This window comes from Terrabacter sp. AAH1, assembly GCF_054456855.1.
The window spans coordinates 124,309-147,610 of the sequence record NZ_JBTJJV010000005.1 but is presented as its reverse complement, the minus strand read 5'-3'; the positions used below and the strand labels follow the sequence as shown (position 1 = coordinate 147,610).

The window sequence follows — 23,302 nt, the reverse complement described above, 5'->3', positions numbered from 1 at the left end:
TCCGGGCGACCTGCCAGTGATCCAGTTCATGGCATCCCTATCTCGTGAGAACTGCTGGGTGAAGTTGTGAGTTGGTGACAGAAGGCGCCGGTCGGCGTCCACGGGTGAGGTGCCGGACGCGCGCAGCGCTTCGCGTCGTCACGGCGTCGGAGCGGGACAGCCCCCGCAGCAGGGCGTCGATGGTGCGCCGGGCGTCCTCGACGGACGGCCCGCCACCGGCGGGCACCGGCACACCGGCGACGGCGGAGGCGGGTTCACCGGTGATGGTGACGTAGAGGCAGATGACCGACTCGATGAGCAGGGCCAGGTCAGGGGCCGACTCGGACGGTCCGCCCAGCAGCCGCGTGTAGATCTCCTGCAGCCGCGGGCCGGGCTGGCAGCCGAGCTCGGCGGCGAGGCGGCGGCGACACTGCTCGTAGGAGCGCAGGCCGTCGGCGTGACGTCCCTGCACCTCTGAGCTGCGCAGCAGCACCCACCACGCGCTCTCGTCGAGCGGGTCGAGGTCGATCGCGGCGCGCGCCCACGTGGCTGCATCACCGGGCGCGACGTCGACGACCTTCTCGGCCGCGGCGACCAGCCACGCTCGCACCTGGCTACCGTGTCGCCACCGCGCGTCCTCGAGCCACGCAGCGTCACCCTCTCCCGGGAGGAACGGGCGGACGAGCTGCGCGAGGGACGGCCGGAGCTGGACGAGCGCCGCCTCGGTGTCCACCTGGGACAGGGCGCGCTCGACCACCCGACGGTGACGGTGCAGGTCGAGGTCGACGATGTCGGCGTCCAGGCGGTAGCACCCCGACCCGGTCTCGATGGGACTCCACCTCGGGGCGCCAGTAGGACGCAGGCGCTTGCGCAGCAGGCAGATGTAGGTCTCCAGCGTTGCGCCACAGGCAGATCCGCGCTCGCCGGGCCACAGCATCGAGATGAGCTCGTCCTTCGCGACAGGCATGCCGTCCGCGAAGAGCAGCGCGAGGAGCAGGTGTCGGACCTTCGTGCCGCCGATGTCCCGGGGGCCCATCTCGCGGTCGTCGACGCGCACGCTCACGCCACCCAAGAGCTGCACTGCGATCAATTCCTGCATGTCGATCGCATCGCTCGCCACTGCGCTCATCGGCCCTCCCCGCCCATGTCGCCCGGACGGCGTCGTCCGGTCACCCCTGGGGCGTGGCCGACCTGGGTCGGCGACTCCCCCGGTCCGCGTGGCGCATGGTGCGCCACCGAGGACCCTCGACGGGAGGCATGCAGGGCACAGCGTCACGTGTGGCGATCGACAGTGCCAGGCACTGTCGGACCGTCGACGCATGACGCCCCGGGCTGTTCCTGGAGGTACGGCATGGCATGACCCATCGTCCGCGCGCACGTGTCTCCCCCACGGCTGCTCACGGTCTGGGCGTCGCCCCCGCGACTCGTTCCCCCAGGGAGCCCAAGGCCCCTCTGTCCCCCGGTTCCTCCCTTGTTGTTGTCTGCTCTGCAGTGTGCTCCCAGTCACATCACAGACGATGCAAAACAAGAAAATTGCTTCGCCTGATCAGCGCCGGATCGGTTGTGCGAGTGAACAATTCGGACATTCGGTGCGCGGACGCGCACGCTGGCCCACGGTTGCGGGCCGGATTCAGGCGTGACGCAGCGAGGACAGCAGCTCCGGCGCCCGCCGGTCGTAGATCCGGGCCCCCGTCCTGGCGCCCAGGACGGCGGCCGCAGCCCCGACGCCGGCGCCGACCAGGGCCGCACCCCAGGCGACTCCGGCCACGCCTGACCATGCGGCCCACGCGAGGGCCAGCGCTGGGGACGACATGACCAGCGTGGCGACGCTGGCGACGGACTGGGCCGCGACCGCGATGCCGGCAGCGCCCGGCGGGGTGCCGAACGGGCTCGCCCCGGGCTCGGGCACCGGATAGGGCAGCACGACGCTCATCACGCTGGAGACCCCGAGACCGGCACCCAGCAGAGCCGCCGAGACCCCGAACGCGGCCGGCGCCAGGCCCCAGTAGCCGCTCACACCGACCCCGACGACGGTGTAGGGCGGCACGAGGGCCAGGGCGAGCAGCAGGTCGGGGAGGGCCCGCCCGCGACGGTCGTCGGTGCCGGTCGTGCCGGCCACGACGTGCAGCCACAGCGCGTCGGAGTCGTAGGACACGGCGTTGTGGCCGCTCCACCCGATGAGGAAGGCGAGGAGCGGGCCCATGAGCAGCGGCGGCCACGTCAGGTCGCTCGTGAAGACGGGGATGAGCAGTGCCAAAGGCAGCACGGGCGTCATCGCCATACTGGTCTGGTAGCGCGGGTCGCGTCTCCAGTAGGTGAGGACCCTCGCGGCGACGGCGCCCGATGGGGTGCCGGGCAGGCGGGCGAGCAGCCCGATGTCGTCTCCGGCGGAGGCGACGGAGTCGGATCGCGACACGGCTCGGGGATTCTCCACCTGCACCCGCAGCACGCGCGACCAGAGGACGAAGACGAGGGCGAGCAGCCCTGTGGCCAGGGCAAGTCGGACGCCGCCCAAGAGAGGCCTACCTGCCGCGACGTCACCCGGCGCGGCCCACGCCCACCCGAGCGGTGACCAGGCGACGACGCTCGCTGCTGAACGGGCAGCCGGCCCGAGGGCGCCGCCGAGGTTGGCCAGGATCGCGGTCGCGGGCGCGACGAGTGCGAAGAGGACGAGACCGAGCACGGCCACGACGTCGCGGCCCCGACGGCTCGACAGGGCGTTGGTGAGCGACGCGCAGACCCATCGGCTCGTCGTGATCGCAGTGAGGAGCCCGACTGCCGTCGACGCCACGGCCATGAGCGTGGACGCCACCGTCTGCGACCAGGCGACGACGACTCCCACCGACAGCACCATCGAGGCGATCGACGGCAGGCTCACGAGGGCCGCGAGGACCAGCCCCACGGCGAGGTCGCCCTGGGGAACGGCGAAGGTGGCGAACCGGCCGGGGTCGAGCGTTGGGTCGGAGCCGAAGGAGAACAGCGGCAGGACCGTCCAGAGGACGGTGCCGGCCGCCCCGGCGAGCGGGACCACCACCTGGGCCGCGTCGAGCGAGCTGCGGAACGAGGCGAGGATCAGCGCGAGACCCGCGACGAGGACGGAGAAGTAGACGATGCCCACGACGGCACCGATGGCCTGCGTGCGGCTGCGACGGAAGATGTTGCGCAGCAGGGTCAGCTTCAGTCGGACGAGGTGCGCAACCGCGACAGCCCCACCACCTCGGTCGAGCCGCCGACGAGGTCGACGAACCTCTCCTCCAGCGACTGGGCCCCGCGGACGTCGTCGAGCCCACCAGCTGCGAGCACGACGCCCTCGGAGATGACCGCGACGTGCGTGCAGGTGCGCTCGACGAGGTCCATGACGTGGCTGGAGAGCACGACCGTGCCGCCGGACTCGACGTAGCCGGAGAGGATGTGGCGGATCGTGGCCGCCGAGATCGGGTCGACGGCCTCGAACGGCTCGTCGAGGACCAGCACCCGCGGGCCGTGGACGAGCGCCGAGGCGAGCGTGACCTTCTTGGTCATGCCGGCCGAGTAGTCGACGACGAGCTTGCCCTGCGCGTCGGCCAGCCCCAGGGCCACGACGAGCTCGGCCGCCCGCTCCGACGCGAGCTCACGCGACAGGCCGCGGAGCAGGCCGGCATACGTGATGAGCTGGAGCCCGGTGAGGCGGTCGAAGAGCCTCAGCCCGTCGGGCAGCACGCCGAGCAGGCGCTTGGCGGCGACGGGGTCGGCCCACACGTCGTGGCCCAGCACGAACGCCTCTCCCGCGTCGGGCCGCAGGAGCCCGGTCACCATGGACAGCGTCGTCGTCTTGCCCGCACCGTTGGGTCCGACCAGCCCGAAGAACGACCCACGGGGAACGTCGAGGTCGATGCCCTTGACCGCGACGACGTCACCGAACCGCTTGCCGAGGCCGCGCATGGCGATGGCTGGGCCTTCGCTCGGGCTGCCTTGCGGCGCAGGCAGATCCGACGTGTCATCCATGGGCTGGCGGGAGGGTGCCGTCAGAACGTCGCCGACTCGGCGTCGCGCAGCGGGGTGTAGGTGAGACCGTCGACCCCGGCGAACTGCTCGATGTGGCCGGAGTACATCCGGTGCCCGACGTCGCTGAGCAGCGCGTCGTGGATGGGAATGAACACCTTCGGCGCGATGCGACCGACGAAGGCGATCGAGTCGCGGCTCGCCGCCCACGGGGCGTTGAGCGGGTGGGCGAGCACGTCGACGTCGCCGGGCTCGCCGTCGTAGGCGTCACCCGGGTGGAACAAGGACGGCTCGCCGTCGGCGCGCAGCACCACACCGACGTTGGGGATGCGGGGCATGTCAGGGTGGTTGAACGCGTGCAGCTCCCCCACCGGCGTCACCCGCACGTCACCGACGGCGAAGTCCTCGCCCTGCCTCGAGGGGACGACCGCGAGACCCTCGACGCGGAGCTTCTCGGCCGTCAGTGGGTCGGTGTGGACGGTGGCCGACGGGTTGGCTCGGACGAGGGCCGCCGCCCGTTCGGGGTCGAAGTGGTCGGCGTGGTTGTGCGTCACGAGGATCGCGTCGAGGTCGGTGAGCTGCTCGAACCCCGTGGAGAAGCTGCCCGGGTCGATCAGGAGGCGCCGGTCTGCGATCTCGACGAGGAGACAGGCATGTCCGAGATGAGTCACGCGCATGGCTCCACCTAACCACGCACCGCTGTCATCTCGGCGGCACTGTGCTCGCGGCGCAGGTCGAAGAAGAGCAGGCCGATCCCGATCGTCGGCACCGGCACGAGGAGGGCGGTGCAGGCGGCGGCCACGACGTTGCACAGCGCGACCGGCCAACCCGTGACGAGGAGCAGCAGCCCCCCGACGACCGGCCCGCAGAGCGTCGCCGAGTAGAGCAGCACGAGCGCCAGCATCGTCGACTTGAGCCGCCGCGTCCGGGTCAGGGCGGCACTGCGGGCGAACGCCGCTCGCGGACCGAGTCCTTCGATGCTGCTGGCGGCGAACGACACGCACCACAGCGACAGCAGCACGAGGCCGACGGGAGCCAGCCAGAAGCTGCTGAACAGGACGGTGACGGCGCCCGCGCCGAGCAGGTAGGTGACCGCGGGGGCGGGACGTTCCACGAGCCGACGGAGGGCGGCCGTCACGGACGGCTGGACGGCCCGCGCCCGCTGCGCCAGCAGGTCGAGCACGACCGTCACCACCACTGCCTGGACGACGAAGAGGACGAGCCACGCCCCGGTCGATGCCGGCACGGTGACCCACGCGTTGCGACTGCCGTTGACCTCGGTGATGCCGGCATCGGCGCCGGGCCTGACGGACCACTGCCGCGCGTACGAGGCGGCCACTCCCGTGACGAGCAGCGCCAGGCTCGCCGGCAGCAGCTGGCCCCGGAGGCCGACGGCGACGGCCGCACCGTCGACGAGGATCTGCCCGGTGCGCCGCTCCCGGTCCGGTTGCCGTGCGTCGCCGCCACGCCATCGGGTCGACCTCGCGAGCGCGACCAGAGCGACCACGAGCGCGAGCAGGGCCATGGCTACGAAGACCGGCCGCTCGAGGACCTCCAGCAGCACCACGGAGCCACCGGCGACGAGTGCGCAGAACCCTTCGGCGGCCAGCCCCGGCACCGGCGGCAGGGCGACGGCAGCCTCCCGCCCCTCCTGCTCGACCCACGTGACGGGAGCGGCCCACTGCTGCTTGGCCGCCGGGCCGGTCGGCCCGTTGTTGAAGCCTGGCGCCCGCTGTCCCCAGCGACCCTCGTAGGCCAGCCACGCGTACGGGTCGGAGCCCGAGCGCGGCACGTCGGTCGGCAGCAGCTCGACCGTCGGCGAGACGGCGGTCCCGGGCGCGCTCGTGTCGTCGCAGCCGAACCCGGTGGCTGCGCTGCGCCCGAACCAGACCGCCTGGGTGAAGTACGCGGCGTGCGAACCCTGCCCCGGATAAACGACGGGGTGCCCGTCGAGCAGCGCAAGGCGGTCGCGGTCGGTCCAGTCGGCCACCTCGGCCCCCTCGTGCTGGGCGTACGCCGCCTGCCTGGGTGGGACGGTCAGCGCAGCGCGGGCGTCGGGCGCGTCGAAGACGAGCTGCACCATCTCCCAGTCGCCCTCGTGGCGGTCGTTCCAGTCGTTGTAGACCCACCAGAACCAGTACTGCAGGACGAGCCCGCCGGCCTGCGTCACCACGCGGGCGTAGACGATGGGTCGCTCCTGGAGGGTGCCAGCCCAGCGCTCGTAGTCGCAGCCCGGGGACAGCACGCGACCGGGCAGGTCGAGGTTGGAGCCCGGCGGGGCGGCATACAGGTCGGCCGCCCGCGGCGCGCGCACGTCACCCCGCGGGGTGCGCAGCACGACGTCCGGTCGGCCGAGCACGGCGTCGACACGGGTGGGGAGGAAGGGCTCACCGTCGCCGCACGGTTGCGCCTGGGTGCGCACGACGACGACCGGTGCGTAGCGCTCGGCGAGCTGCTGCTCGGCGGCCTCGTCGTCGACGAACGGCGCGAGGTGGCGTGCCGGCACCGGGGCGCGGGGAGGCGCCGTCGCAGCCGCGGGCACGGTCGAGAGCAAGGCGGCGAGGCACAGCAGCACGACGACGGCCGCCCTTGCGGCACGGCGCGGCCCGGCATCGCCCATGGCGACAGCAGACCACACGTTGCTGACCCTGTCGCTGCACGAGCACGGCCACGCGTGGTCGGGGTCAGACCCCCGGAGCAGGGCCCCCACGGTGCGCCCCGCCGAGCGGCGGCCCGAGCCGAGCACCACCCGTGCGCCGCCGCGCCCGTCCGATGCGCGAGGTCCCCGCCGACCTCCGCTGCAGCTCCGCGGCGGGCCAGGTCCAGCAGGGGGCGGGGGCACCAGGTCGCCTCGGCCCGCATCCGTGATCCGGCACAGTCAGCTCCTCCCGTCGACCCCCGCTCGGCACAACGAGGCACGCGGGCCCACGGTCACGCCCCGACGGGCACGCCCCGACGCGCACGCCACGAGGCGCCGACAGGCGCGTCAGTGCGGTCGACGCTCGGCCGCCTCCTCCACCGCGGCCCTGTCGAAGTCCGACATCGCCCGGGTGTCGCGAGGCTCCGCGAACGGCTCGAGGTCCTCGGGCACCCCTGCGGCGATGGCACGCCCGCGGTCGAGCTCGGCGTTGACCTCGGCGCCGAGCAGGATCGCGATGTTGGTCAGCCACAGCCAGACGAGGAAGACGACGACACCCGCGAGGGAGCCGTACGTCTTGTTGTACGAGGAGAAGTAGGCCACGTACACCGCGAAGAGTCCCGAGACGACGAGCCAGATCAGCACCGCGAGGATGCCTCCCGGGCTCACCCACTTGACGCCACCCTGCCGCGCGTTCGGGCTGGCCCAGAAGAGCACCGCGAACAGCACCGACACGAGCAGCAGCAGGACCGGCCACTTGAGCACGTTCCAGAGCATCAGGCCGGTGTCACCGGCGCCGACGAGCTGCCCGATCTGCCGGGCCACGGGGCCGCTCACGACGACGATGACGGCGCTGACCACCATGACGACGACGGCGAAGACGGTCACTCCCACGCGGATGGGGATGGTCTTCCAGATCGGCCGGCCCTCGGGGATGTCGTAGATGACGTTGGAGGCCCGCATGAACGCCGACACGTAGCCAGAGGCGGACCAGAGGGCCACGAGCAGGCCGAGAACGGCGCCGAGGCCTGCACCCGTGCGGTTCGCCTGCGCCTGCGCGATGAGGGTGCGCACGAACTCCGCGCTCGAGCCCGGCGCCACGGCCTGCACCTGGTCGACCACCTGTGCGGTGGCGTCCTTGCCGAGCAGCCCGAGCGCCGCCACGAGGACGACGAGCGCAGGAGCGATCGACAGGAGCCCGTAGTAGGTCAGGGACGCAGCGAGATCGGTGAGGTTGTCGCGCTTGAACTCGCGGCGAGCCCGTTTGACGACCGCCACCAGCGACGGCTTCGACAGGTCGGTCGGTGACTCGGGTTCGGGGTGAGGCTCCGACTCGTGCCGTCGGTCGGACTCGGATCCTGGTTCGGACTCGTGTCGCGGGTCGGCATCATGTCGCGGGTCGGCCTCGTCCCGGTGGTCCGGGGCAGGCTCGGTTGCGGTCGGGGGTCGGCGGCTGTCGCCGCTGGGGGTCGGTGACATACCGGAGGCGTACCCCGTGGGACGGCCCTCTCACTCGCCGTCGTCACCGGAGGGTGCAGGACGGACCTGACCGGTGGCGCGTGACCTCACGTGCGCGAGGTCAGCGCCGGTGGGTCACTGGCAGCGCCACATGCCCGACGAGCGACCCGTGTGGCTGGCCCGGTGACGCCGGCTGCGCACGGGGGCGACGACGCTCGTCGCGCAGGCCTGCGTCAGGCGCTCGAGGATCGCTGCACGCTCACTACCGGTCAGCGCCGTCACGGTGGCGTCGTCGTCGACCAGCGTCGGTGCGCTCATGCGATTCTCCTGCTCGGGTCTGCCGGCGGCCGAGGTTTCGCCGGTGCTGGTGCAAGGTGTACCAGTCGCAATCGCGAACTAGGTCGCGAATGCCCGAATTAATGCAAGAAAGTCCCAAGAAAGGTGCAAGTGACCGTAACGGGGGTTTGCGCGTTTGCCGCGCCGACACCGCGGCCGCGTGGCACCGTTGACTCTGCCTCCGCGCGCAACGGGTGTGAGGCCACCGGGCGAGGAGCGCTGCGGGCAGCGAGTGCGCCCCGCCGGTGGAGGTGGGCGCTGCCGACTCCAGGGGCAGGGAGTCGGCAGCGCTGCCCACGGCACTCGTTCAGTGCTCCGGTGGTCAGGGAGCCACGACGACGTCCCCGCCGGCGACGACCGCCCTCTCGCTCCGGTCCTCGACGGTCAGGGTGGCCCTCCACGTGCCGCTGAGCGGGAAGGTGTAGCGGGCCTCCCAGAACCCGCCCCTCGCAGCCAACACAACCGGGATCGCCCCGACCCTGCGGCTCGGGTTGGCCAGCTTCAGCGCGACCCGCCGGACGTCGGCGGGCGCGCCCGTGCCTGTCGTCACCAGCACCCGCAGCGTGCTGCCCCGGGTCGTGGCGGGCAGGACGGCGAGCAGGGCGCGGCGGCCGTCGCCGAGCGGGATCGTCACCTGCCGGTTGGCGTCGGCGGTGGCCGTCACCCCCGGGCGGGGACTCCCCGTCGCGGCCGCGACAGTCGGCGGCGGCGTCGTCGTGCCGAGGACCGCGGTGACGGCCAGCACCCACACGGTCAGCAGGGCCTCGCTCCGCACCGAGAGCAGCGGAGACTCCCCGCGGCCGAGGCGCCCGCGCGACACCGCAGCGGCTACCAGGGCGGCGGCGACGAGCGCGAGCTTCGCCGACAGCAGTGCACCGTAGCGGGTGAGGAAGAGCTGCTCGACGGCTTGTACGTGCTGGAGCGAGTTGAGCAGGCCGGTCGCGACCAGGGCGAGCACCGAGACCATGGCGAGCCTCGAGAAGTCGAGCAGCGCCCGCCGCTCGACGGAGCGTCCCACGAGGACGAGGACGACGAGGCCGCCGACCCACACCGCCGCGGTCAGGGCGTGCACCGCCACGACGGCGAGATCGACAGGAGAACCCGATGCGGCCCCGTGGCCCGACGCGGCGATCGTCACCGCCACCCCACCGAGGACCCAGGGGACGACCCGACGACGCACGCGGCCGACGACCGCAGGGAGCCGCCAGGCCAGCGCCCCGAGCACGCCGTAGAGCGCCATCCTCCACACCGTCGCCAGCCCGAACGACGTGCCCAGTGTGTCCCGCACCAGCTGCGGGTCGAACAGGTCGAGGACGGGTCGGCCGGCGGCATACGGGCCCTGGGCGAGCAGGCTGACGAACGCGAAGGACGCGCCGCCCACGATGCCCGCGCGGGCCATCCGCTGCAGCGTGGGGTCGTTCCGCGCTCCCCCGGCGCACCACAGCACGAAGGCCGCGACACCCGCGAACGCGGCGAGGGAGAGGTAGCCGCCCAGCCGGGCCACGACCACGTATGCCGGTGCGGTCGAGGAGCGCCCGGACGATGCGGCCCCGACGGCGTCGGGGAGCGCTCCCGGGGCGGCGCCGACGCCGAAGGTGAAGGCCCCGTCGACCGGGTGCCCGTCGGAGGAGACGACGCGCCATGTCACCACGTAGGCGCCCTTTCCGAGGGTCGAGGGCATCGGCCACGTGACGGTGCGTCCGGCCGCGACGGGCTCGGGGGTGGCGACCCTTCCGCCGGCGCCGTCAAGCAGCCGCAGACCGCCGTCGACGAGGTCGACCGACTCGGTGAACGTCAGCTGGACCGATCGCGGCGGCGCCTCGAGGCGGGTCCCGTTCGCAGGCGTGCTGCTGACGAGCTCGGCGTGGGCCCAGGCAGGGGCGGCCAGGGCGATTCCGGAGAAGGCCAGCGCCAGGGTGGCGATGACCAGGCGCACCAGTCGTCGTGAGCGTCTCATGGACGTGTCCGCGCCGGTCAGGGCCGCGCGTCCTCCGGCGCCCGCTCCGTGGCACCGTGGGTCGGGGCTTGGGCAACCGAGGCGGCGGCCACGGGACGGCCCCGGCGCCACGCCAGGACGGCGGCGAAGACTGCGACGGCGAGCGCTGCTCCCGAGAGTGCGAGCGAGGCGGTCCCGGCCCCGTCTGCGGCGGTGGGTGCGGCAGCCGTGGCAGCCGATGCAACGTTGGTCGCCTCGGGCGAGGCGTCCTTGCCGCTGCTGGCGCCGGCCGCGCCCGCGGCTCCGGCGGCGCCTGCGGCGCCGGTTGCGGGCGTGATCTGCAGGACGGGCGCCGGGTACTCCGGCTCGGTGGTCTTGTCGGCGCTGACCTCGTTCCAGCTCACCGTCTCACCGCCGGAGTAGGTCTGCACGGCCGAGAAGACGAGCTCGCCCGACTGGGGCAGCGGGCCCAGGCTCAGGTTGAAGTCCTTGTACTGCCCGGGACGGATGCCCACGCCGTCGGTGGACGTCCAGGTGACCTGGGAGACGACGGTGTCGACCTTGCGGCCGAAGACGTCGATGGGCTGCGCGAGCTTGCGCGTGGCCGTGGTCGCCCGCCATCCGGGCATCTCGGTGGTGCGCACCGACCCGATCGGTGTCTCGACCGGAAGCACCAGCTTCAGCGCGGTGGTGCTGGCGTCGTCCCGCTCGTTGGGCACGCGTACGGCGATGACCGCTCCCTCGCCGCCCTCGACGGTGCCGGGCTGGATGCTGACATGGGCCGAGGCGACGCTCGGCAGCGCGAGGGCCGTCGCGAGGGCGAGACCCACGCCCGCGCCGCCGCGGATGACGTTGCAGCGCAGAGTGCGTCGTGACTTCTGGAACATGGCAAGGCTCGATTCTGACGATGGGCCCACGGGGCGTACGGCTGGATCACGTTGCGCCGCAGCCCCGTTCGACCCGCCAGAGGCGACCTGTCCAGAGGAGGTGGGCGCGGCCGTCTGTCGGTGGACCCCGGCGCGTCGCGCCGGAGCCGGCGCACCGGCTCTTCGACGGCACGGCCGCGGCGACCCGCGGTGCGGGCCGGCGCCGCGCCAGGGCGAACGTCGGGGTGAGTGGGGTCAGCAGGACGTGCAGCAGGCGCAGCCAGGCCTTCCTCGTCGAGCCGGCGGCCAGGGCCAGCACCGACCGGATGGCGCGTTCACCGGCCGCCAGCCACGCGCCGACCAGCACGGCGGCGCCGACATGGGCTCCGACCATGCGCGCGTCGCCACTCCACTCGGTCAGCGCCCTGAGGGTCGTCCCGCCGGGATCGACCCCGAGGTGCGATGGGACAGCTTGTGCCGCATGTCCGGCCATCCCGGCCGTCCCGCCGCTCGTCCCCGTCGCCGTCGCCGTCGCCGTCAGCAGCTGGAGCGCACCGTGCAGCGCGGTCTGTCCGGCGAGCAGCACGGTCGCGGACCACCACCACGACAGGGGGCGTCGGAGCACGGCCGCCGAGGCAAGGGTCGCCAGCGCGCAGACGGGGAGCAGCATCGTCGGGCCGGGCAGCACTCCCCCGCCGGTGACGTGCGCGGCAAGAGTGCTGGCGACGACGAGCAGCGTCAGCACCGCGGCGCGCACCCAGCGCACGTACGTCGGGTTCCCCACCGGCTCCACCCCCTCGAAGCGGCCCTCGACGGAGTCGACGCTACGGGTGCGACCTTGAGCCTTTCTTGAGGACACCTGCTCGAGGACATCGGTCCGTCGGGCGGACCGATTATCACTTCACATTTGGTGTCCTATAACGTGACGTTCGCGAAAGGAACCGCGCTGGAGCCCCCGGCACCGCGCATGTGCCGCGCCCCGACGCACCCCGCGCCCTCGTCGGCACCGCTGCTGACGGGCACGCCCGAGCCGTGGCTCCCGGCTGCTTCGCCCTGCCCGTGCTGCCCTGCCGGTGCTGCACTGACTGACCCACACCAGAAGGAACTCGCATGAACCTGTCCCGCCGGACGCTCACCGCCTCCGTCGTCGCCGTCGCCGCCCTGTCCCTCGCCGCGTGCGGCGGCGGATCCTCGACCGGCGCGGACGCCGCCGACAACCCGTACGGCCTCCAGCAGGCCGGCGTGCTGCGCGCCGGCACGCTGACCGACGCCCCGCCCAACGTCTTCCTCAAGGACGGCAAGTTCACCGGCTTCGACAACGACCTGCTGACCGCCGTCGCCGGCAAGCTCGGCCTCAAGGTCGAGTTCGTGGGCACCGAGTTCAGCTCGCTCCTCGCGCAGGTCAAGACGCGCAAGTTCGACGTCGGCTCCTCCTCAATCAGCATCACCGAGGCCCGGAAGAAGACCGTCGACTTCACCAACAAGTACGACTTCGGCTTCCTCGGCCTCGACGTGCCGAAGGGTTCGAGCATCACGTCGTTCGACCAGCTCGCGGGCAAGCGCGTCGCCGTCGTCCAGGGCACGGTCCAGGACGACTACGCCACGCGTTCGAACCTCAACCCGGTGCGTGTCCCCGACTACAACGCCGCCCTCAACCAGCTCAAGACCGGCACGGCCGACGCCTGGATCACGCCCGCCGAGATCGGCGAGAAGACCGCTGCCGACTCCGGCGGCAAGGTCCTCTCGGTCGCCAAGCAGCTCGACCCGGGTGGCATGGCCTACGCGGTGGCACCGGGCAACGACAAGCTGCGCGCTGCGCTCGACAAGGCGATCGACGAGGTCGTCGCCGATGGCACCTGGGCCAAGCTCCAGCAGCAGTACTACCCGGGCCGCGAGATCCCGGCCGACTTCAAGCCGGGCAGCGGCACCTCCGCCCAGTAACCCAACCGCACCAGACACCCCGAGAGGAGGGCTGGATGGACGCCCTGAACACCGTGTGGGACACCTTCTTCGACCTCGACGCCATGAGGGCGGCGCTGCCGGACATGCTGCGCGTCGGGCTGCCCAACACGCTCGTCCTGGCCCTCTTCTCGGCCGTCATCGGCACCGTGCTCGGCATGGTGCTCGCGGTCTGCGGGCTCTCGCAGCAGCGGTGGCTGCGCTGGCCGGCACGGGTCTGGACCGACGTGTTCCGCGGGCTGCCCGCCGCCGTGACGATCCTGCTCATCGGCGTGGGGCTCGCGCCGCTCGGCCTCGAGATCTGGGGGCCCAACCCCTACCCTCTCGGCATCCTGGCCCTGTCGCTCATCGCCAGCGCCTACATCGGCGAGATCTTCCGCTCGGGCATCCAGAGCGTCGACCCCGGGCAGCTGGAGGCCGCGCGAGCCCTGGGCTTCAGCCGCCCGTGGGGAATGCGGCTCGTCGTCATCCCGCAGGGCGTGCGGAGGGTGCTGCCCGCCCTCGTCAACCAGTTCATCGCCCTCATCAAGGAGTCGTCCCTCGTCTACTTCCTGGGGCTGCTCGCCAGTCAGCGCGACCTCTTCCGCATCGGGCAGGACGCCGCGGCCAACACCGGCAACCAGTCGGCCCTCGTGCTGGCCGGGCTCTGCTACCTGCTCATCACCGTGCCGCTGACCCACGTCGTCAACGCGATCGACCGGCGTCTGCGGGAGGGGCGCCGGGCTGACGGCGGGCCCTCCGAAACCCCCGAGGGCACAACGGATCCCGCTTCCCGCCCCGAGCTCGCCATCAGCCAGGAGCCCCGATGACCCAGCAGACCCGTTCCTCGCACACCGGTGCGCTGACCGGCGGCGTCGGCGTCGCCACCCGCGACGTCCAGCTCTCGTTCGGCTCCAACCACGTGCTGCGCGGTGTCGACCTCGAGGTCCCAGCGGCGTCCACGGCGTGCGTCATCGGCCCTTCCGGTTCCGGCAAGTCCACGCTCCTGCGCGTCGTCAACCGACTGCTGGAGCCCGACAGCGGCGACGTGCTGCTCGACGGCCGGAGCGTGCTCGGGGACGACCCCGACGTGCTGCGGCAGCGGGTCGGCATGGTCTTCCAGCACTTCAACCTCTTCCCGCACAAGACGGTTCGGGCCAACATCACCCTCGGGCTGACCCGCCTCAAGGGACTGTCGAAGGACGAGGCCGCGGAGCGCGCCCTCGTCCACCTCGACCGGGTCGGCCTGGCGCACAAGGCCGACGTGCGTCCCGGCAACCTCTCCGGCGGCCAGCAGCAGCGGGTCGCCATCGCGCGAGCCCTGGCGATGGAGCCCGAGGTCATGCTCTTCGACGAGGCCACGTCGGCGCTCGACCCCGAGCTCGTCAAGGGCGTGCTGGCGACGATGGCCGACCTCGCCGCCGAGGGGATGACGATGCTCGTCGTCACCCACGAGATGGGGTTCGCGCGGTCCGTCGCCCAGCAGGTGCTGTTCATGGACCACGGCCGGGTCGTCGAGGCCGGCGAGCCCGGGCAGGTCTTCGAGGCACCCCGCACCGAGCGCCTCCAGCGCTTCCTCTCGCAGGTGCTCTGACGCCGCCGTCGCACGCCCGTCGCGTATGCCGTCGGGTGCGGTCCCGTCGAAAAGTCCTTGGTGCGTCGGGCGCCTCCGGGTGAGCATGAGCGCGTGGACCTGCACGCGCGCCTGCCCCTCCAGGGCGGGCTTCCGCCGCTCGAGACTCCCGGTAGGACAGTCCTGCCCCTCATCGAGGTGGCCTGCGACGAGTCCGGGTTCTCCGGCACCAACCTGCTCGATGCCGCCACCCCGGTGTTCACCCACGCGAGCGTCGACCTGCGCCTCGACGAGGCGGCTGACCTCGTCGACGGGCTCAAGTCCCGATCCTCCTGGCCTCCGGGCGAGTTCAAGTCGGGGCAGCTCCTGCGCGGGCCGCGTGCGCGGGAGTCGTTGGAGCCCCTGCTCGCCGCGTTGACCGACCGTGCCCACGTGCAGGTCGTCGACAAGGAGCTCTTCCTGGCCACACGAGTCGTCGACCTCCTCCTGGCCGAGCCGTCGTATGCCGCGGGGACCAGTCTCAGCGTCGACCAGCGCCCCGCTGCCCTGGCTCTCTACCGGGCGGGACGGTCGCGCGGTAACGAGTGGCACGCCTTCCTGTCGTGCTTCGTCGAGCTGGTGCGCACGAAGAAGCGGCACCCGACGGAGCGACGTCTCGTCGGCGCGTTCTTCCGGGCGCGGGACGCGCTCGCCGAGGGCCTCGCCGGCGAAGGCCCCGACGCCGACGCAGCGACCGTCCTCGCCGCCCTGACGCGGACCCGCACCCGTGCCGTCCTGGCGCGGCTCGCCGGAGACGACCCGGCCGTGCCCCCACCGCTGGAGCCGATGCTGCCCGCGCTGGCCGAGACGGTGCTCTTCTGGAGCGGTGCTCGTCGGCAGGTGCTCGTCGTGCACGACGAGCAGAGCGCTCTCACGGCCACGCGCCTCCGGCGCCTCCAGCAGGTGCTCGCCGAGGCTCCGGAGTGGGTGGGGAGGTGGTCCTCCCGCGCTCGCACTGCGCCGGCGCCCGACGGCTCGGGGACCGAGCAGGTGTCACCGCTCGCGGGCCTGGTCACGGTCGACTCGCGGGACGACCCGCGTGTGCAGGTGGCGGACCTGCTCGCAGGCGTCGCGCGCCGGTCACCCGACATCGACCGGGACCCGTTGCTGAGGCCCTTCCTCACCTCCACCTCGCTGCGCGACCCCGCCTGTCGTGACGCCCTCGACCCCGCCGCCCCTCACACTCGGCCGTGATCCCGGCTCCCCGGGGGGCGGACCTCCCTCCCGAGCAGCCACTCCTCGACCTTCTGCAGGCTGACCATCAGCACCAGGCCGACCACCGGTGTCGCAAGCGTGAGCATCGACATCTCGCTCCTTCCGTCCCAGGCGCTGCCTCACCTCGCGAGCACGCGCCAGGGCTCCTCACCCCTGACGACGCGCCGGACGGCGGTGCATGACGTGAACCGGTGACGTGAACCGGTGACGTGGACCGACGGGCGTGAGCCGGTGCCGTGAGACCACGTCGCCCCATGTCGCACGTGTGCCCAGCGGTCAACGACTCGTCGACGACGGCAGGACGAGGGTGAAGGTGGCTCCGCCACCGTCGGTGGGTGCGACCTCGAGAGAGCCCCCGTGGTGCCGGACGACCTGGGTGACCAGGGCGAGGCCGAGCCCGAACCGGCGTTCGGCGGTGTCGCGTCGGGCACGGGCGAACCGGCGGGTCAGCGCCTCCACCTCCTCCGCCGCCACCCCCGGCCCGTGGTCGACGACCTCGACACGCACCTCGCCACCGGCGCAGCGCGCGGCGACCTCGACGGAGGCGCCCGGGTCGGAGTGGGCGATGGCGTTGTCCACGAGGGCCAGCACGGCGCGTCGCAGGCTCGTCGACACCCCGTCCACGACGGGGTCTCCCGGGTCCGCGTCCTCCTCCCCGCCCAGAGCCCGTGAGCCCGGCAGCACGCCACGCCACTCGACGGCGACACCCGACCGGGCGGCATACGGCCGCAGCGACACCACGACGTCGCGGGCCACGGCGGACACGTCGACGACCTCACGCGGTGCCTCGCCGGCATCGAGCTGCGCAGACAGGAGCAGGTCGGACAGCACCTCGCCCATCGCCCTGGTGTCGTCGACGAGCTGGTCGGCCTCGCGCACCACGTCGCCGCCCCCGCCCAGGTCTCCGGGCTCCCGGCCCGCGCTTCGTTGGCCCGCACGGATGCTCCTGCGCAGCAGCTGGGCCCGCGTGCTGATGACCGCCAAGGGGGTGCGCAGCTCGTGGCTCGCGTCGGCGATGAACTGGCGCTGCAGCTCGAGCGCCTCGGCAAGTGGCCGCACGGCGCGCCGCCCCGCCAGCAGACCGGTGAGCGCCGACAGCACCACGCCCACGAGCCCGGCGAGGCCCATGGCGACGAGCAGGCTGCGTTCCTGGGTCGCGTGCAGACGCACGTCGTAGACGGCTGCGAAGAGGCGGTCCTCCCGCCTGACCCCGGCCGCGGGCCACTCCCTGCCCTCGGCCACGACGGTCAGCGGGATCGTCGTGCCCTGCCCCGCTGCGGCCCCCGGAGTCCCGGCGACCCCCGAGCGAAGGGCTTCCCCGGCCGCCGTGGCCACCGACGCGGGCGTGCCCGTCGTCGTCTGCACGCCGGTCGGGCCGACCTCCACGAGCCAGACGCCCGCGGGGGCGTCCACGACGTCGTCCGCCGTGGCGACCGACGCCTCGACCTGTCGTCGGACGTCCGCCGCCTGCTGCCGGTCGAAGAGCAGGCCTGCGCCCACGATGGCCACGAGCACGACGACGGCGGTCGTCGCGCCCACACGTGCGGCTATCGAACGGGAGGCTCGCGCGAACGGGTCGCGTCGCGCCGCAGCCGGCCTCGTCACGAGGAACCCAGACGGTAGCCGACCCCGTGGACCGTCTCGACGACGGCGCGGCCCAGCTTGCGTCGCAGGTAGTAGACGTACGTGTCGACGGCGCCGAGCGTGTCGGCCCGGGTGAAGGCGGTGTCGAGCAGCTCGTCGCGCGTGAAGACGCGCGTGGGCCGCCGCGCGAGGACCTCGAGCAGGGCGGCCTCCCTCGTCGACAGCAGCACGTCCTCCCCCGGCCCGACGACGCGGTGCTCCCCCACGAACCGCCGGGCGCCCAACGGCAGCTCCTCGGCCAGGGAGGCGGGCGGGCGGAGCATCGCGCGCAGCCGGGCGAGCAGCTCGTCGACGTCGAACGGCTTGACGAGGTAGTCCTGGGCGCCGGCGTCGAGGCCTTCCACGCGGTCCGCCACCGTGCCTCGTGCCGTGAGGAGGAGCACCGGCGCCGCCACCCCCTTCCTGCGAAGGCGCGTGACGAGGTCGACCCCCTCGACGCCCGGAAGGCCACGGTCGACGACGAGGACGTCCCAGTCACCGACGAGGCCCTGGTGCAGCCCCTCCTGCCCGTCGCGAGCGGCGGTGACGGCGTACCCCTCCTCGGTGAGCAGCCGCGCGAGCATCGTCGACAGCTCCCGGTCGTCCTCGACGAGCAGGAGCCGCGGGGACGACGCACGCGCAGGAGACGGCCCCGCGCCGGCAGACGCATCCTCGGTCATGCCGCCACTCTCGTCCCTGCGTCTCATAAGTTCTGAGATCCGGTGCAGATCATCAGCTGCGTGAGCAACACGATGACATCCCAGCGCCCGGCGCACCCGGGCACGAGCGAGCGCGTGCGGCGCGCCCTCGGCCGCGGCGTCGCGTTCCGACGTCGGCGACAGCGCCTCCCGACCTGCTCGAGGCGCTCGCCCTCGCCACGCTGCTGGCCGTCGTGGCCCAGTTCCTCGTGAACGGTGGCAGCCACGACCTGCTGACCGGGGCCGCCGGCGACCGGCTCACCGCGGTCGGTCGCCTGACCGGGCTCGTCGCGATGGACCTGCTCCTCGTCCAGCTCGTCCTCGCGGCCAGGGTGCCGTGGCTCGACCATGTCTACGGCATGGACCGCGCGCTCAAGGCGCACCGGGTGCTCGGACGGGTCACCGTCCCGCTCGTCCTGGTGCACGTCGGGACCATCGTCGTCGGTGCCGCCCTCGGCGACGGCCGCACCGGGCCGGGCGGCGCCCTGCGCGAGCTGCTCGCCATGGTCACGGGCGGCGACGACCTGCTGATGGCCGCCATCGCCACGCTCCTGCTCGTCGTCATCGCCGTCACGTCGGTCCAGATCGCCCGTCGACGCCTGGGCTACGAGGCCTGGCACGTCGTCCACCTCACGGCGTACGCCGCGGTCGTCCTCTCCGTCCCGCACGAGCTGTCGCTGGGCTCGGACTTCACGGCGTCGCCGTGGACGCGCGCCTACTGGTGGTCGCTGTGGCTTCTCGTCGCGGGCAGTGTCCTGCTGTGGCGGGTCGCCCTCCCGGTCGTGCGCAGCGCACGCCACGGTCTGCGCGTCGACCGCGTGGTGGAGGAGTCCGACGGCGTGTGGTCGGTCGTCATGAGGGGCCGGCACCTGGACCGGCTCGACGTCCGCGCCGGGCAGTTCTTCAACTGGCGCTTCGTGACACCGGGACTGCTGCTCTCGGCCCACCCGTGGTCGCTGTCGGCAGCCCCCGACGGGCGGTCCCTGCGCATCACCGTGCGCGGACTCGGCGACCACTCGGCTGCCGTCCGCCACCTGAAGCCGGGCACGTTCGTGCTCGCGGAAGGCCCCTACGGCGCCTTCACGACCCGAGCCCGGGTGCGTCGCCAGGTGCTGCTCATCGCTGCCGGCATCGGCGTGACCCCGGTGCGAGCCCTGCTCGAGGAGCTCGTCCGCGAGGGCCACGCCCTGCCCGGTGACGTCCACGTGCTCTACCGCGCGGACGCGACGGACCAGCTGCCGCTGCACGGCGAGCTCGAGAGGCTCGCCGACCTCGCCGGCCACCGGCTCCAGACCCTCGTCGGTCCGCCCGAGGTCGGGTCGCTCCTGCCGGCCGGTGCCGGCGGGGACGGGTCCGACGCGTCGCGCCTGGCCCGTCTCGTCCCGGGGCTCGCCGGGCACGAGGTCTACCTGTGCGGGCCTCCTGCCTGGATGTCGCTGGTGCACAAGGCAGTTCACCGCGCAGGTGTCCCGAGGACCCACATCCACGACGAGAGGTTCGGCTGGTGAGGAAGGCGACATCGGTCATCATGGGCGTCGCGGGCGCCTCCGCCATCGGGGCGTCGTGGGCCGCCGGTCTCACGCCGAAGCACGACACCGTCAGCGGGGTCACGCTGTCGGCGCCACCGGCGGCAGGTCGCTCCACCGACGCATCCACAGGCCGCCGGCCGGCACGTGGGCCTGCGAGCTCACCGCAGGCGCACGAGCGTCCCGGCGCGAAGGCTTCGTCTGCCGTGCCGCGGTCGCGCACCGTCGACGGGGGCGTCGCGCACACGCAGTACGGCGACGTGCAGGTGAGCATCACCGTGGTCGGCTCGCGCATCACCGACGTCACGCCACTGCACCTGACCGACAGCTCACGCCACTCCGTGCGCATCAGCGCCCAGGCAGCGCCGATGCTGCGCTCCGAGGCCCTGCGCAGGCAGTCGGCCCAGATCGACATGGTCAGTGGCGCCACCTACACGAGCGACGCCTACCGCCAGAGCCTGCAGTCGGCCATCGACGCCGCCCACCTCCCCTGACGGCGACCGCTTCCCGGACCAAGGGCCCCGGCCGGTGCGTCGGGACCGCCCGGATGCTGCCGGGGGTCGAACCGGCTCCTCACCCCGAGCGCGTAGGAACCCACTGCGCCGCGAAGGTCTGCGAGCACCGGATCAGCGGGCGCGGACGACGTCAGAGGCGCGCGTGCGTGGGTAGGAGTACGGCGTGATCGCTCGCCTCTCGCCCAGCGGCTTCGCTGCGCCGCAGCCCGGCTCGGGACGCCGGCCCTCCGACACCGACGCGGTCGATGCGCTCGACGTCGCTCCCCGCACGCTCGGGATCGTCCTCGCCGGAGCCCTGGGCACCGTCGCGGCACTCACCCGCCGCAAGCCGCTCCACGCCGTCGGCACCACGTGGGACGCGCAGCTGCGCATCGACGAGCCGCAGCCCGACCTGCGGGTCCCCGTCCTGGAGGACCGCGGTGCGCACGCGTGCACGGTCCGCGTCTCCCGAGCGCTCGGGACGCCCAGCGGCTGGTGGGACATCGGTGGCCTGGCTCTCCGGCTCCCCGGCGCCGGACCCGACTCGGGACCTGCGGACCTCCTCTTCGCGACGACAGGGACCGGCCGCGCGACCCGACACGTGCTGCGGCCAGTGCGACGCGCGACCGAGCAGGCCCTGACGACGCTGCTTCCCACGCAGGCGGGCGGACGGTCGCTCGTGCTCCTCCTGCGCCCGACGACGCGCGACGAGAGGCCTCGGCAGTACGAGCTCTCCGTGGCTGCCGACGGTGGGACGTGGCGACCGGTCGGGCTGATCGACCTGCAGCAGGAGCGCGCGGACGACGAGGTGCGCTACGACCCGCTCGTCAACGAGCTGTCCGGCACGACGCCACCCCCGTGGGTCGTCGCGCTGCGCGAGCCGGCATACCGCTGGGCTCGACGCCTGGGGACGCGCGCTCCCGCGCGCCACCACTAGCCCGCGCGACTACCCCTCCCCCGACGCCGGGTACCGGTGCTCCGCGAGCAGTGCGGCGAGGTGGGCGGCGTTCGCGGCCAGGGTCCGCGTCGTGCTTGTGACGGTGTCGGGGGTCTCGGGCAGGTCCTTGTAGTCGGTCCCGTGCATGGCCTCGCCGTTCCAGTAGGTGACGCCACCGGCCGGGATCGTGAAACCCACGTCGTTGAGGGCCTGGAAGCAGACCGCGCTGATGTGGTGGGCGCCGTCCTCGTTGCCGACGACCACGGCCACCGCCACCTTGCCGTACGTCTGCAGCCGGCCCTGCTCGTCCTTCTCCGACAGCTCGGCGTCGAGGCGCTCGAGGACACGCTGGCAGACGCTGCTGTGCTGTCCCAGCCACGTCGGGGTGGCGAGCACGAGGATGTCGCTCGCGATGACCTGCTCACGGATCCCGGGCCAGGCGTCCCCCTCCCCCATGTCGAGCTCGACGCCCGGGCGCACGTCGTGGTCGACGACGCGCACCATCGAACCGGTGACGTGGTGCTCGGCCAAGGCATCGAGCACCTGCTGGGCCAGCAGCTCGGTGCTCGACTCGGCCGGCGACGGGCTGAGGGTGCAGTTGAGGGCGACAGCGGTCAGGGGCATCGGAAACCTCTCGATCGGTGCTGCGTGGTCAGTGGTTGCGCAGCGCGGAGACGAGCTCCTTCTTGCTCATCTTCGACCGGCCCTTGATGCCGACGTCGCGCGCCCGCTGCATGAGCTGCTCCTTGGTCATGTCGTCGTAGTCGCCGGCACGACCGCCCTTCCGCCCCACCTTCGAGCGGGAGCTGGCGGCGGCAGCGTTCGAGATGCGGGCGGCCTTCTCCTTGCTCGCGCCGTCGTCGCGGAGCGCCTCGTACATCTTCTTGTCCTTGACCGACGGGCCGGGGTCCTTGCGTGGCATGGCGCCTCCTCGGGTTCTGACGAGCTGATCGGCTCTTACCCGACTCCAAGGCAACGCATGCAGTCCCCTGCGTCTCGAGAGCCCAGCGTCATTCGTGGTTGCGACGCGCCGCTTCGTCACCGAGGCGGGTCAGGGCGTGGACGACGCGAGAGGTGACGCGAGAGCGGGCCTGCTCGCCCTCGACCGTGCGGGCTCCGGCTCGCGGCGGTGGACCTGGGAGCAGGCGTCCCGCCAGCCCCATCACGCGCGTGGTCGTGCCCGGCGCCAGCCCACGCACCCGGATTCCCAGCCAGGCGAGGGGCGTGAGCACCACCATCGGCCGGCCGGCGAGGACTGCGTCGACGATGCGCCGCGCGGCCCGGTCCGCGTCGACCGACACGAGCGGCAACGACGCCGCCGGCGCGAACCATGAGTACTCCGCGACCGCGTCACCACCGAACCTGGCGTGCTCGTGGCCCCCCGTGCGCATCAGACCCGGGACGATGGTCGTCGCGGTGACGCCCGTTCCGCTCAGGGCGGCGGCGAGGCCGTCCGAGAAGCCGACGGCGGCGAACTTGGCCGTGGCATAGGGAAGCAGGTGGGGCGGGGACACCATGCCGCCGATGGACGTGACCGTCCCGATGCGACCCCGACCTCGCCGGCGCATGTGGGGCAGCACCGTCATCGCTGCGTTGATCGGGCCCCAGGCCATGGTGTCCATGGCGTCCTCGAACTCGTGCAGGACCAGGGACTCCGCCGGCGCTGCCTGGATGATGCCCGCGACGGTCACCAGCACCTCGATCGGGCCGAGGGTGTGCTCGACCCGCCCCACGAGCTCGCCGACGTCGTGACGGTCGCGGACGTCGCACGTCTCGCCGGTGACCTCACCTCGGTGCGCGAGGTCTGCGACGGCCTCGTCGACCTCCGCGCCGTCGCGGGCGGCGACGACGACGTGGTGACCACGGTCGACCAGCTCGCGGGCCACGAGGAAACCGAGACCGCGCGACGCCCCGAGGACGACGGCCACCGGCCCGGAGGCGTGGGTGCTCGACTGCGCGTCGGTGTCGTTCGGCTGCTCGGTCATGCCTGCCTCCTCGGCGTCGGTGGGTCTCGGGAGTCGCTTGCGCGTCGCGTCGTTTCCGCGCCCGCGGCCGTGGGTAGGAG

The 23,302-nt window shown here is 72.8% G+C and carries 22 protein-coding genes; 7 read left to right on the top strand and 15 right to left on the bottom strand.

Translation table 11 applies throughout. The annotated features are described in order from the left end of the window. Nucleotides 1-37: 37 nt before the first annotated feature. From ACXR8F_RS10480 to ACXR8F_RS10435, 10 genes are all read right to left on the bottom strand, one after another. Nucleotides 38-1,108 (bottom strand): AfsR/SARP family transcriptional regulator, encoded by a 1,071-nt coding sequence (locus ACXR8F_RS10480; RefSeq protein ID WP_458800263.1) that lies wholly within the window; start codon nt 1,106-1,108, stop codon nt 38-40. A gap of 501 nt (nt 1,109-1,609) precedes the next feature. Next, nucleotides 1,610-3,097 carry a hypothetical protein gene (locus tag ACXR8F_RS10475; protein WP_458800261.1) on the bottom strand — a complete coding sequence of 496 codons (1,488 nt, stop codon included), beginning with the start codon at nt 3,095-3,097 and terminating at the stop codon, nt 1,610-1,612. A gap of 59 nt (nt 3,098-3,156) precedes the next feature. Further along, entirely contained in the window at nt 3,157-3,963 is an 807-nt protein-coding gene (locus ACXR8F_RS10470) for an ABC transporter ATP-binding protein (RefSeq protein WP_458800259.1), read from the bottom strand. Nucleotides 3,964-3,983: 20 nt separating this feature from the next. Further along, complete coding sequence (locus ACXR8F_RS10465) at nt 3,984-4,637, bottom strand: MBL fold metallo-hydrolase (protein WP_045192627.1); 654 nt, start codon at nt 4,635-4,637, stop codon at nt 3,984-3,986. An 8-nt stretch (nt 4,638-4,645) separates the two neighbouring features. Continuing rightward, nucleotides 4,646-6,598, bottom strand: coding sequence for a hypothetical protein (locus tag ACXR8F_RS10460; protein ID WP_458800258.1), 1,953 nt, complete (start codon nt 6,596-6,598; stop codon nt 4,646-4,648). Between the two features lie 348 nt (nt 6,599-6,946). Beyond that, entirely contained in the window at nt 6,947-7,876 is a 930-nt protein-coding gene (locus ACXR8F_RS10455; protein WP_458800256.1) for a YihY/virulence factor BrkB family protein, read from the bottom strand. Nucleotides 7,877-8,191: 315 nt separating this feature from the next. Then, nucleotides 8,192-8,374, bottom strand: coding sequence for a hypothetical protein (locus ACXR8F_RS10450; RefSeq protein ID WP_458800254.1), 183 nt, complete (start codon nt 8,372-8,374; stop codon nt 8,192-8,194). Nucleotides 8,375-8,714: 340 nt separating this feature from the next. Beyond that, nucleotides 8,715-10,349 carry a copper resistance CopC/CopD family protein gene (locus tag ACXR8F_RS10445; RefSeq protein WP_458800252.1) on the bottom strand — a complete coding sequence of 545 codons (1,635 nt, stop codon included), beginning with the start codon at nt 10,347-10,349 and terminating at the stop codon, nt 8,715-8,717. Between the two features lie 17 nt (nt 10,350-10,366). Beyond that, a complete protein-coding gene (locus ACXR8F_RS10440; RefSeq protein WP_458800250.1) occupies nt 10,367-11,215 on the bottom strand; it encodes a YcnI family protein in 849 nt (282 codons plus the stop codon). A gap of 46 nt (nt 11,216-11,261) precedes the next feature. Further along, complete coding sequence (locus tag ACXR8F_RS10435) at nt 11,262-11,978, bottom strand: hypothetical protein (RefSeq protein ID WP_458800248.1); 717 nt, start codon at nt 11,976-11,978, stop codon at nt 11,262-11,264. Between the two features lie 326 nt (nt 11,979-12,304). Here ACXR8F_RS10435 and ACXR8F_RS10430 point away from each other — a divergent pair, with 326 nt between their 5' ends. From ACXR8F_RS10430 to ACXR8F_RS10415, 4 genes are all read left to right on the top strand, one after another. Further along, a complete protein-coding gene (locus tag ACXR8F_RS10430; protein ID WP_458800246.1) occupies nt 12,305-13,135 on the top strand; it encodes an ABC transporter substrate-binding protein in 831 nt (276 codons plus the stop codon). 35 nt (nt 13,136-13,170) lie between these two features. Beyond that, nucleotides 13,171-13,962: an amino acid ABC transporter permease gene (locus tag ACXR8F_RS10425; protein WP_458800244.1), complete on the top strand. Its 792-nt coding sequence runs from the start codon at nt 13,171-13,173 to the stop codon at nt 13,960-13,962. Next, nucleotides 13,959-14,726, top strand: coding sequence for an amino acid ABC transporter ATP-binding protein (locus tag ACXR8F_RS10420; protein ID WP_458800242.1), 768 nt, complete (start codon nt 13,959-13,961; stop codon nt 14,724-14,726). The genes ACXR8F_RS10425 and ACXR8F_RS10420 overlap by 4 nt, the downstream gene beginning before the upstream one ends. 93 nt (nt 14,727-14,819) lie before the next feature. Then, a complete protein-coding gene (locus ACXR8F_RS10415) occupies nt 14,820-15,938 on the top strand; it encodes a DUF3800 domain-containing protein (protein WP_458800240.1) in 1,119 nt (372 codons plus the stop codon). Nucleotides 15,939-16,235: 297 nt separating this feature from the next. Here the strand turns inward: ACXR8F_RS10415 and ACXR8F_RS10410 are convergent, their stop codons facing one another. Beyond that, nucleotides 16,236-17,498, bottom strand: a complete 1,263-nt coding sequence (locus ACXR8F_RS10410) for a sensor histidine kinase (RefSeq protein ID WP_458800238.1) — start codon at nt 17,496-17,498, stop codon at nt 16,236-16,238. Nucleotides 17,499-17,560: 62 nt separating this feature from the next. Then, a complete protein-coding gene (locus tag ACXR8F_RS10405; RefSeq protein ID WP_458800236.1) occupies nt 17,561-18,262 on the bottom strand; it encodes a response regulator transcription factor in 702 nt (233 codons plus the stop codon). A 212-nt stretch (nt 18,263-18,474) separates the two neighbouring features. Here ACXR8F_RS10405 and ACXR8F_RS10400 point away from each other — a divergent pair, with 212 nt between their 5' ends. The 3 genes from ACXR8F_RS10400 (at nt 18,475) to ACXR8F_RS10390 (ending at nt 21,237) form a co-directional block, all read left to right on the top strand. Continuing rightward, nucleotides 18,475-19,788 carry a ferredoxin reductase family protein gene (locus ACXR8F_RS10400; protein WP_458800234.1) on the top strand — a complete coding sequence of 438 codons (1,314 nt, stop codon included), beginning with the start codon at nt 18,475-18,477 and terminating at the stop codon, nt 19,786-19,788. Then, nucleotides 19,785-20,300 carry an FMN-binding protein gene (locus ACXR8F_RS10395; RefSeq protein WP_458800232.1) on the top strand — a complete coding sequence of 172 codons (516 nt, stop codon included), beginning with the start codon at nt 19,785-19,787 and terminating at the stop codon, nt 20,298-20,300. Before ACXR8F_RS10400 ends, ACXR8F_RS10395 begins: the two co-directional genes overlap by 4 nt. Nucleotides 20,301-20,484: 184 nt before the next feature. After that, complete coding sequence (locus tag ACXR8F_RS10390) at nt 20,485-21,237, top strand: phosphodiesterase (RefSeq protein ID WP_458800230.1); 753 nt, start codon at nt 20,485-20,487, stop codon at nt 21,235-21,237. A 9-nt stretch (nt 21,238-21,246) separates the two neighbouring features. On the opposite strand, the gene ACXR8F_RS10385 is transcribed toward ACXR8F_RS10390, so the two are convergent. From ACXR8F_RS10385 to ACXR8F_RS10375, 3 genes are all read right to left on the bottom strand, one after another. Beyond that, nucleotides 21,247-21,861: a flavodoxin family protein gene (locus ACXR8F_RS10385; protein ID WP_458800228.1), complete on the bottom strand. Its 615-nt coding sequence runs from the start codon at nt 21,859-21,861 to the stop codon at nt 21,247-21,249. Between the two features lie 28 nt (nt 21,862-21,889). Further along, nucleotides 21,890-22,159, bottom strand: a complete 270-nt coding sequence (locus tag ACXR8F_RS10380; RefSeq protein WP_458800226.1) for a DUF7218 family protein — start codon at nt 22,157-22,159, stop codon at nt 21,890-21,892. 88 nt (nt 22,160-22,247) lie between these two features. Then, nucleotides 22,248-23,222: an SDR family NAD(P)-dependent oxidoreductase gene (locus ACXR8F_RS10375; RefSeq protein ID WP_458800224.1), complete on the bottom strand. Its 975-nt coding sequence runs from the start codon at nt 23,220-23,222 to the stop codon at nt 22,248-22,250. Nucleotides 23,223-23,302 lie beyond the last annotated feature (80 nt).

Bases quoted from the DNA above. Each gene is read 5' to 3' on its own strand.
- ACXR8F_RS10430 (WP_458800246.1), top strand. From the start codon at position 12,305: ATGAACCTGTCCCGCCGGACGCTCACCGCCTCCGTCGTCGCCGTCGCC.
- ACXR8F_RS10425 (WP_458800244.1), top strand. From the start codon at position 13,171: ATGGACGCCCTGAACACCGTGTGGGACACCTTCTTCGACCTCGACGCC.
- ACXR8F_RS10465 (WP_045192627.1), bottom strand. From the start codon at position 4,637: ATGCGCGTGACTCATCTCGGACATGCCTGTCTCCTCGTCGAGATCGCA.
- ACXR8F_RS10405 (WP_458800236.1), bottom strand. From the start codon at position 18,262: ATGACCGAGGATGCGTCTGCCGGCGCGGGGCCGTCTCCTGCGCGTGCG.
- ACXR8F_RS10385 (WP_458800228.1), bottom strand. From the start codon at position 21,861: ATGCCCCTGACCGCTGTCGCCCTCAACTGCACCCTCAGCCCGTCGCCG.
- ACXR8F_RS10450 (WP_458800254.1), bottom strand. From the start codon at position 8,374: ATGAGCGCACCGACGCTGGTCGACGACGACGCCACCGTGACGGCGCTG.
- ACXR8F_RS10445 (WP_458800252.1), bottom strand. From the start codon at position 10,349: ATGAGACGCTCACGACGACTGGTGCGCCTGGTCATCGCCACCCTGGCG.
- ACXR8F_RS10440 (WP_458800250.1), bottom strand. From the start codon at position 11,215: ATGTTCCAGAAGTCACGACGCACTCTGCGCTGCAACGTCATCCGCGGC.
- ACXR8F_RS10375 (WP_458800224.1), bottom strand. From the start codon at position 23,222: ATGACCGAGCAGCCGAACGACACCGACGCGCAGTCGAGCACCCACGCC.
- ACXR8F_RS10480 (WP_458800263.1), bottom strand. From the start codon at position 1,108: ATGAGCGCAGTGGCGAGCGATGCGATCGACATGCAGGAATTGATCGCA.
- ACXR8F_RS10420 (WP_458800242.1), top strand. From the start codon at position 13,959: ATGACCCAGCAGACCCGTTCCTCGCACACCGGTGCGCTGACCGGCGGC.
- ACXR8F_RS10380 (WP_458800226.1), bottom strand. From the start codon at position 22,159: ATGCCACGCAAGGACCCCGGCCCGTCGGTCAAGGACAAGAAGATGTAC.
- ACXR8F_RS10470 (WP_458800259.1), bottom strand. From the start codon at position 3,963: ATGGATGACACGTCGGATCTGCCTGCGCCGCAAGGCAGCCCGAGCGAA.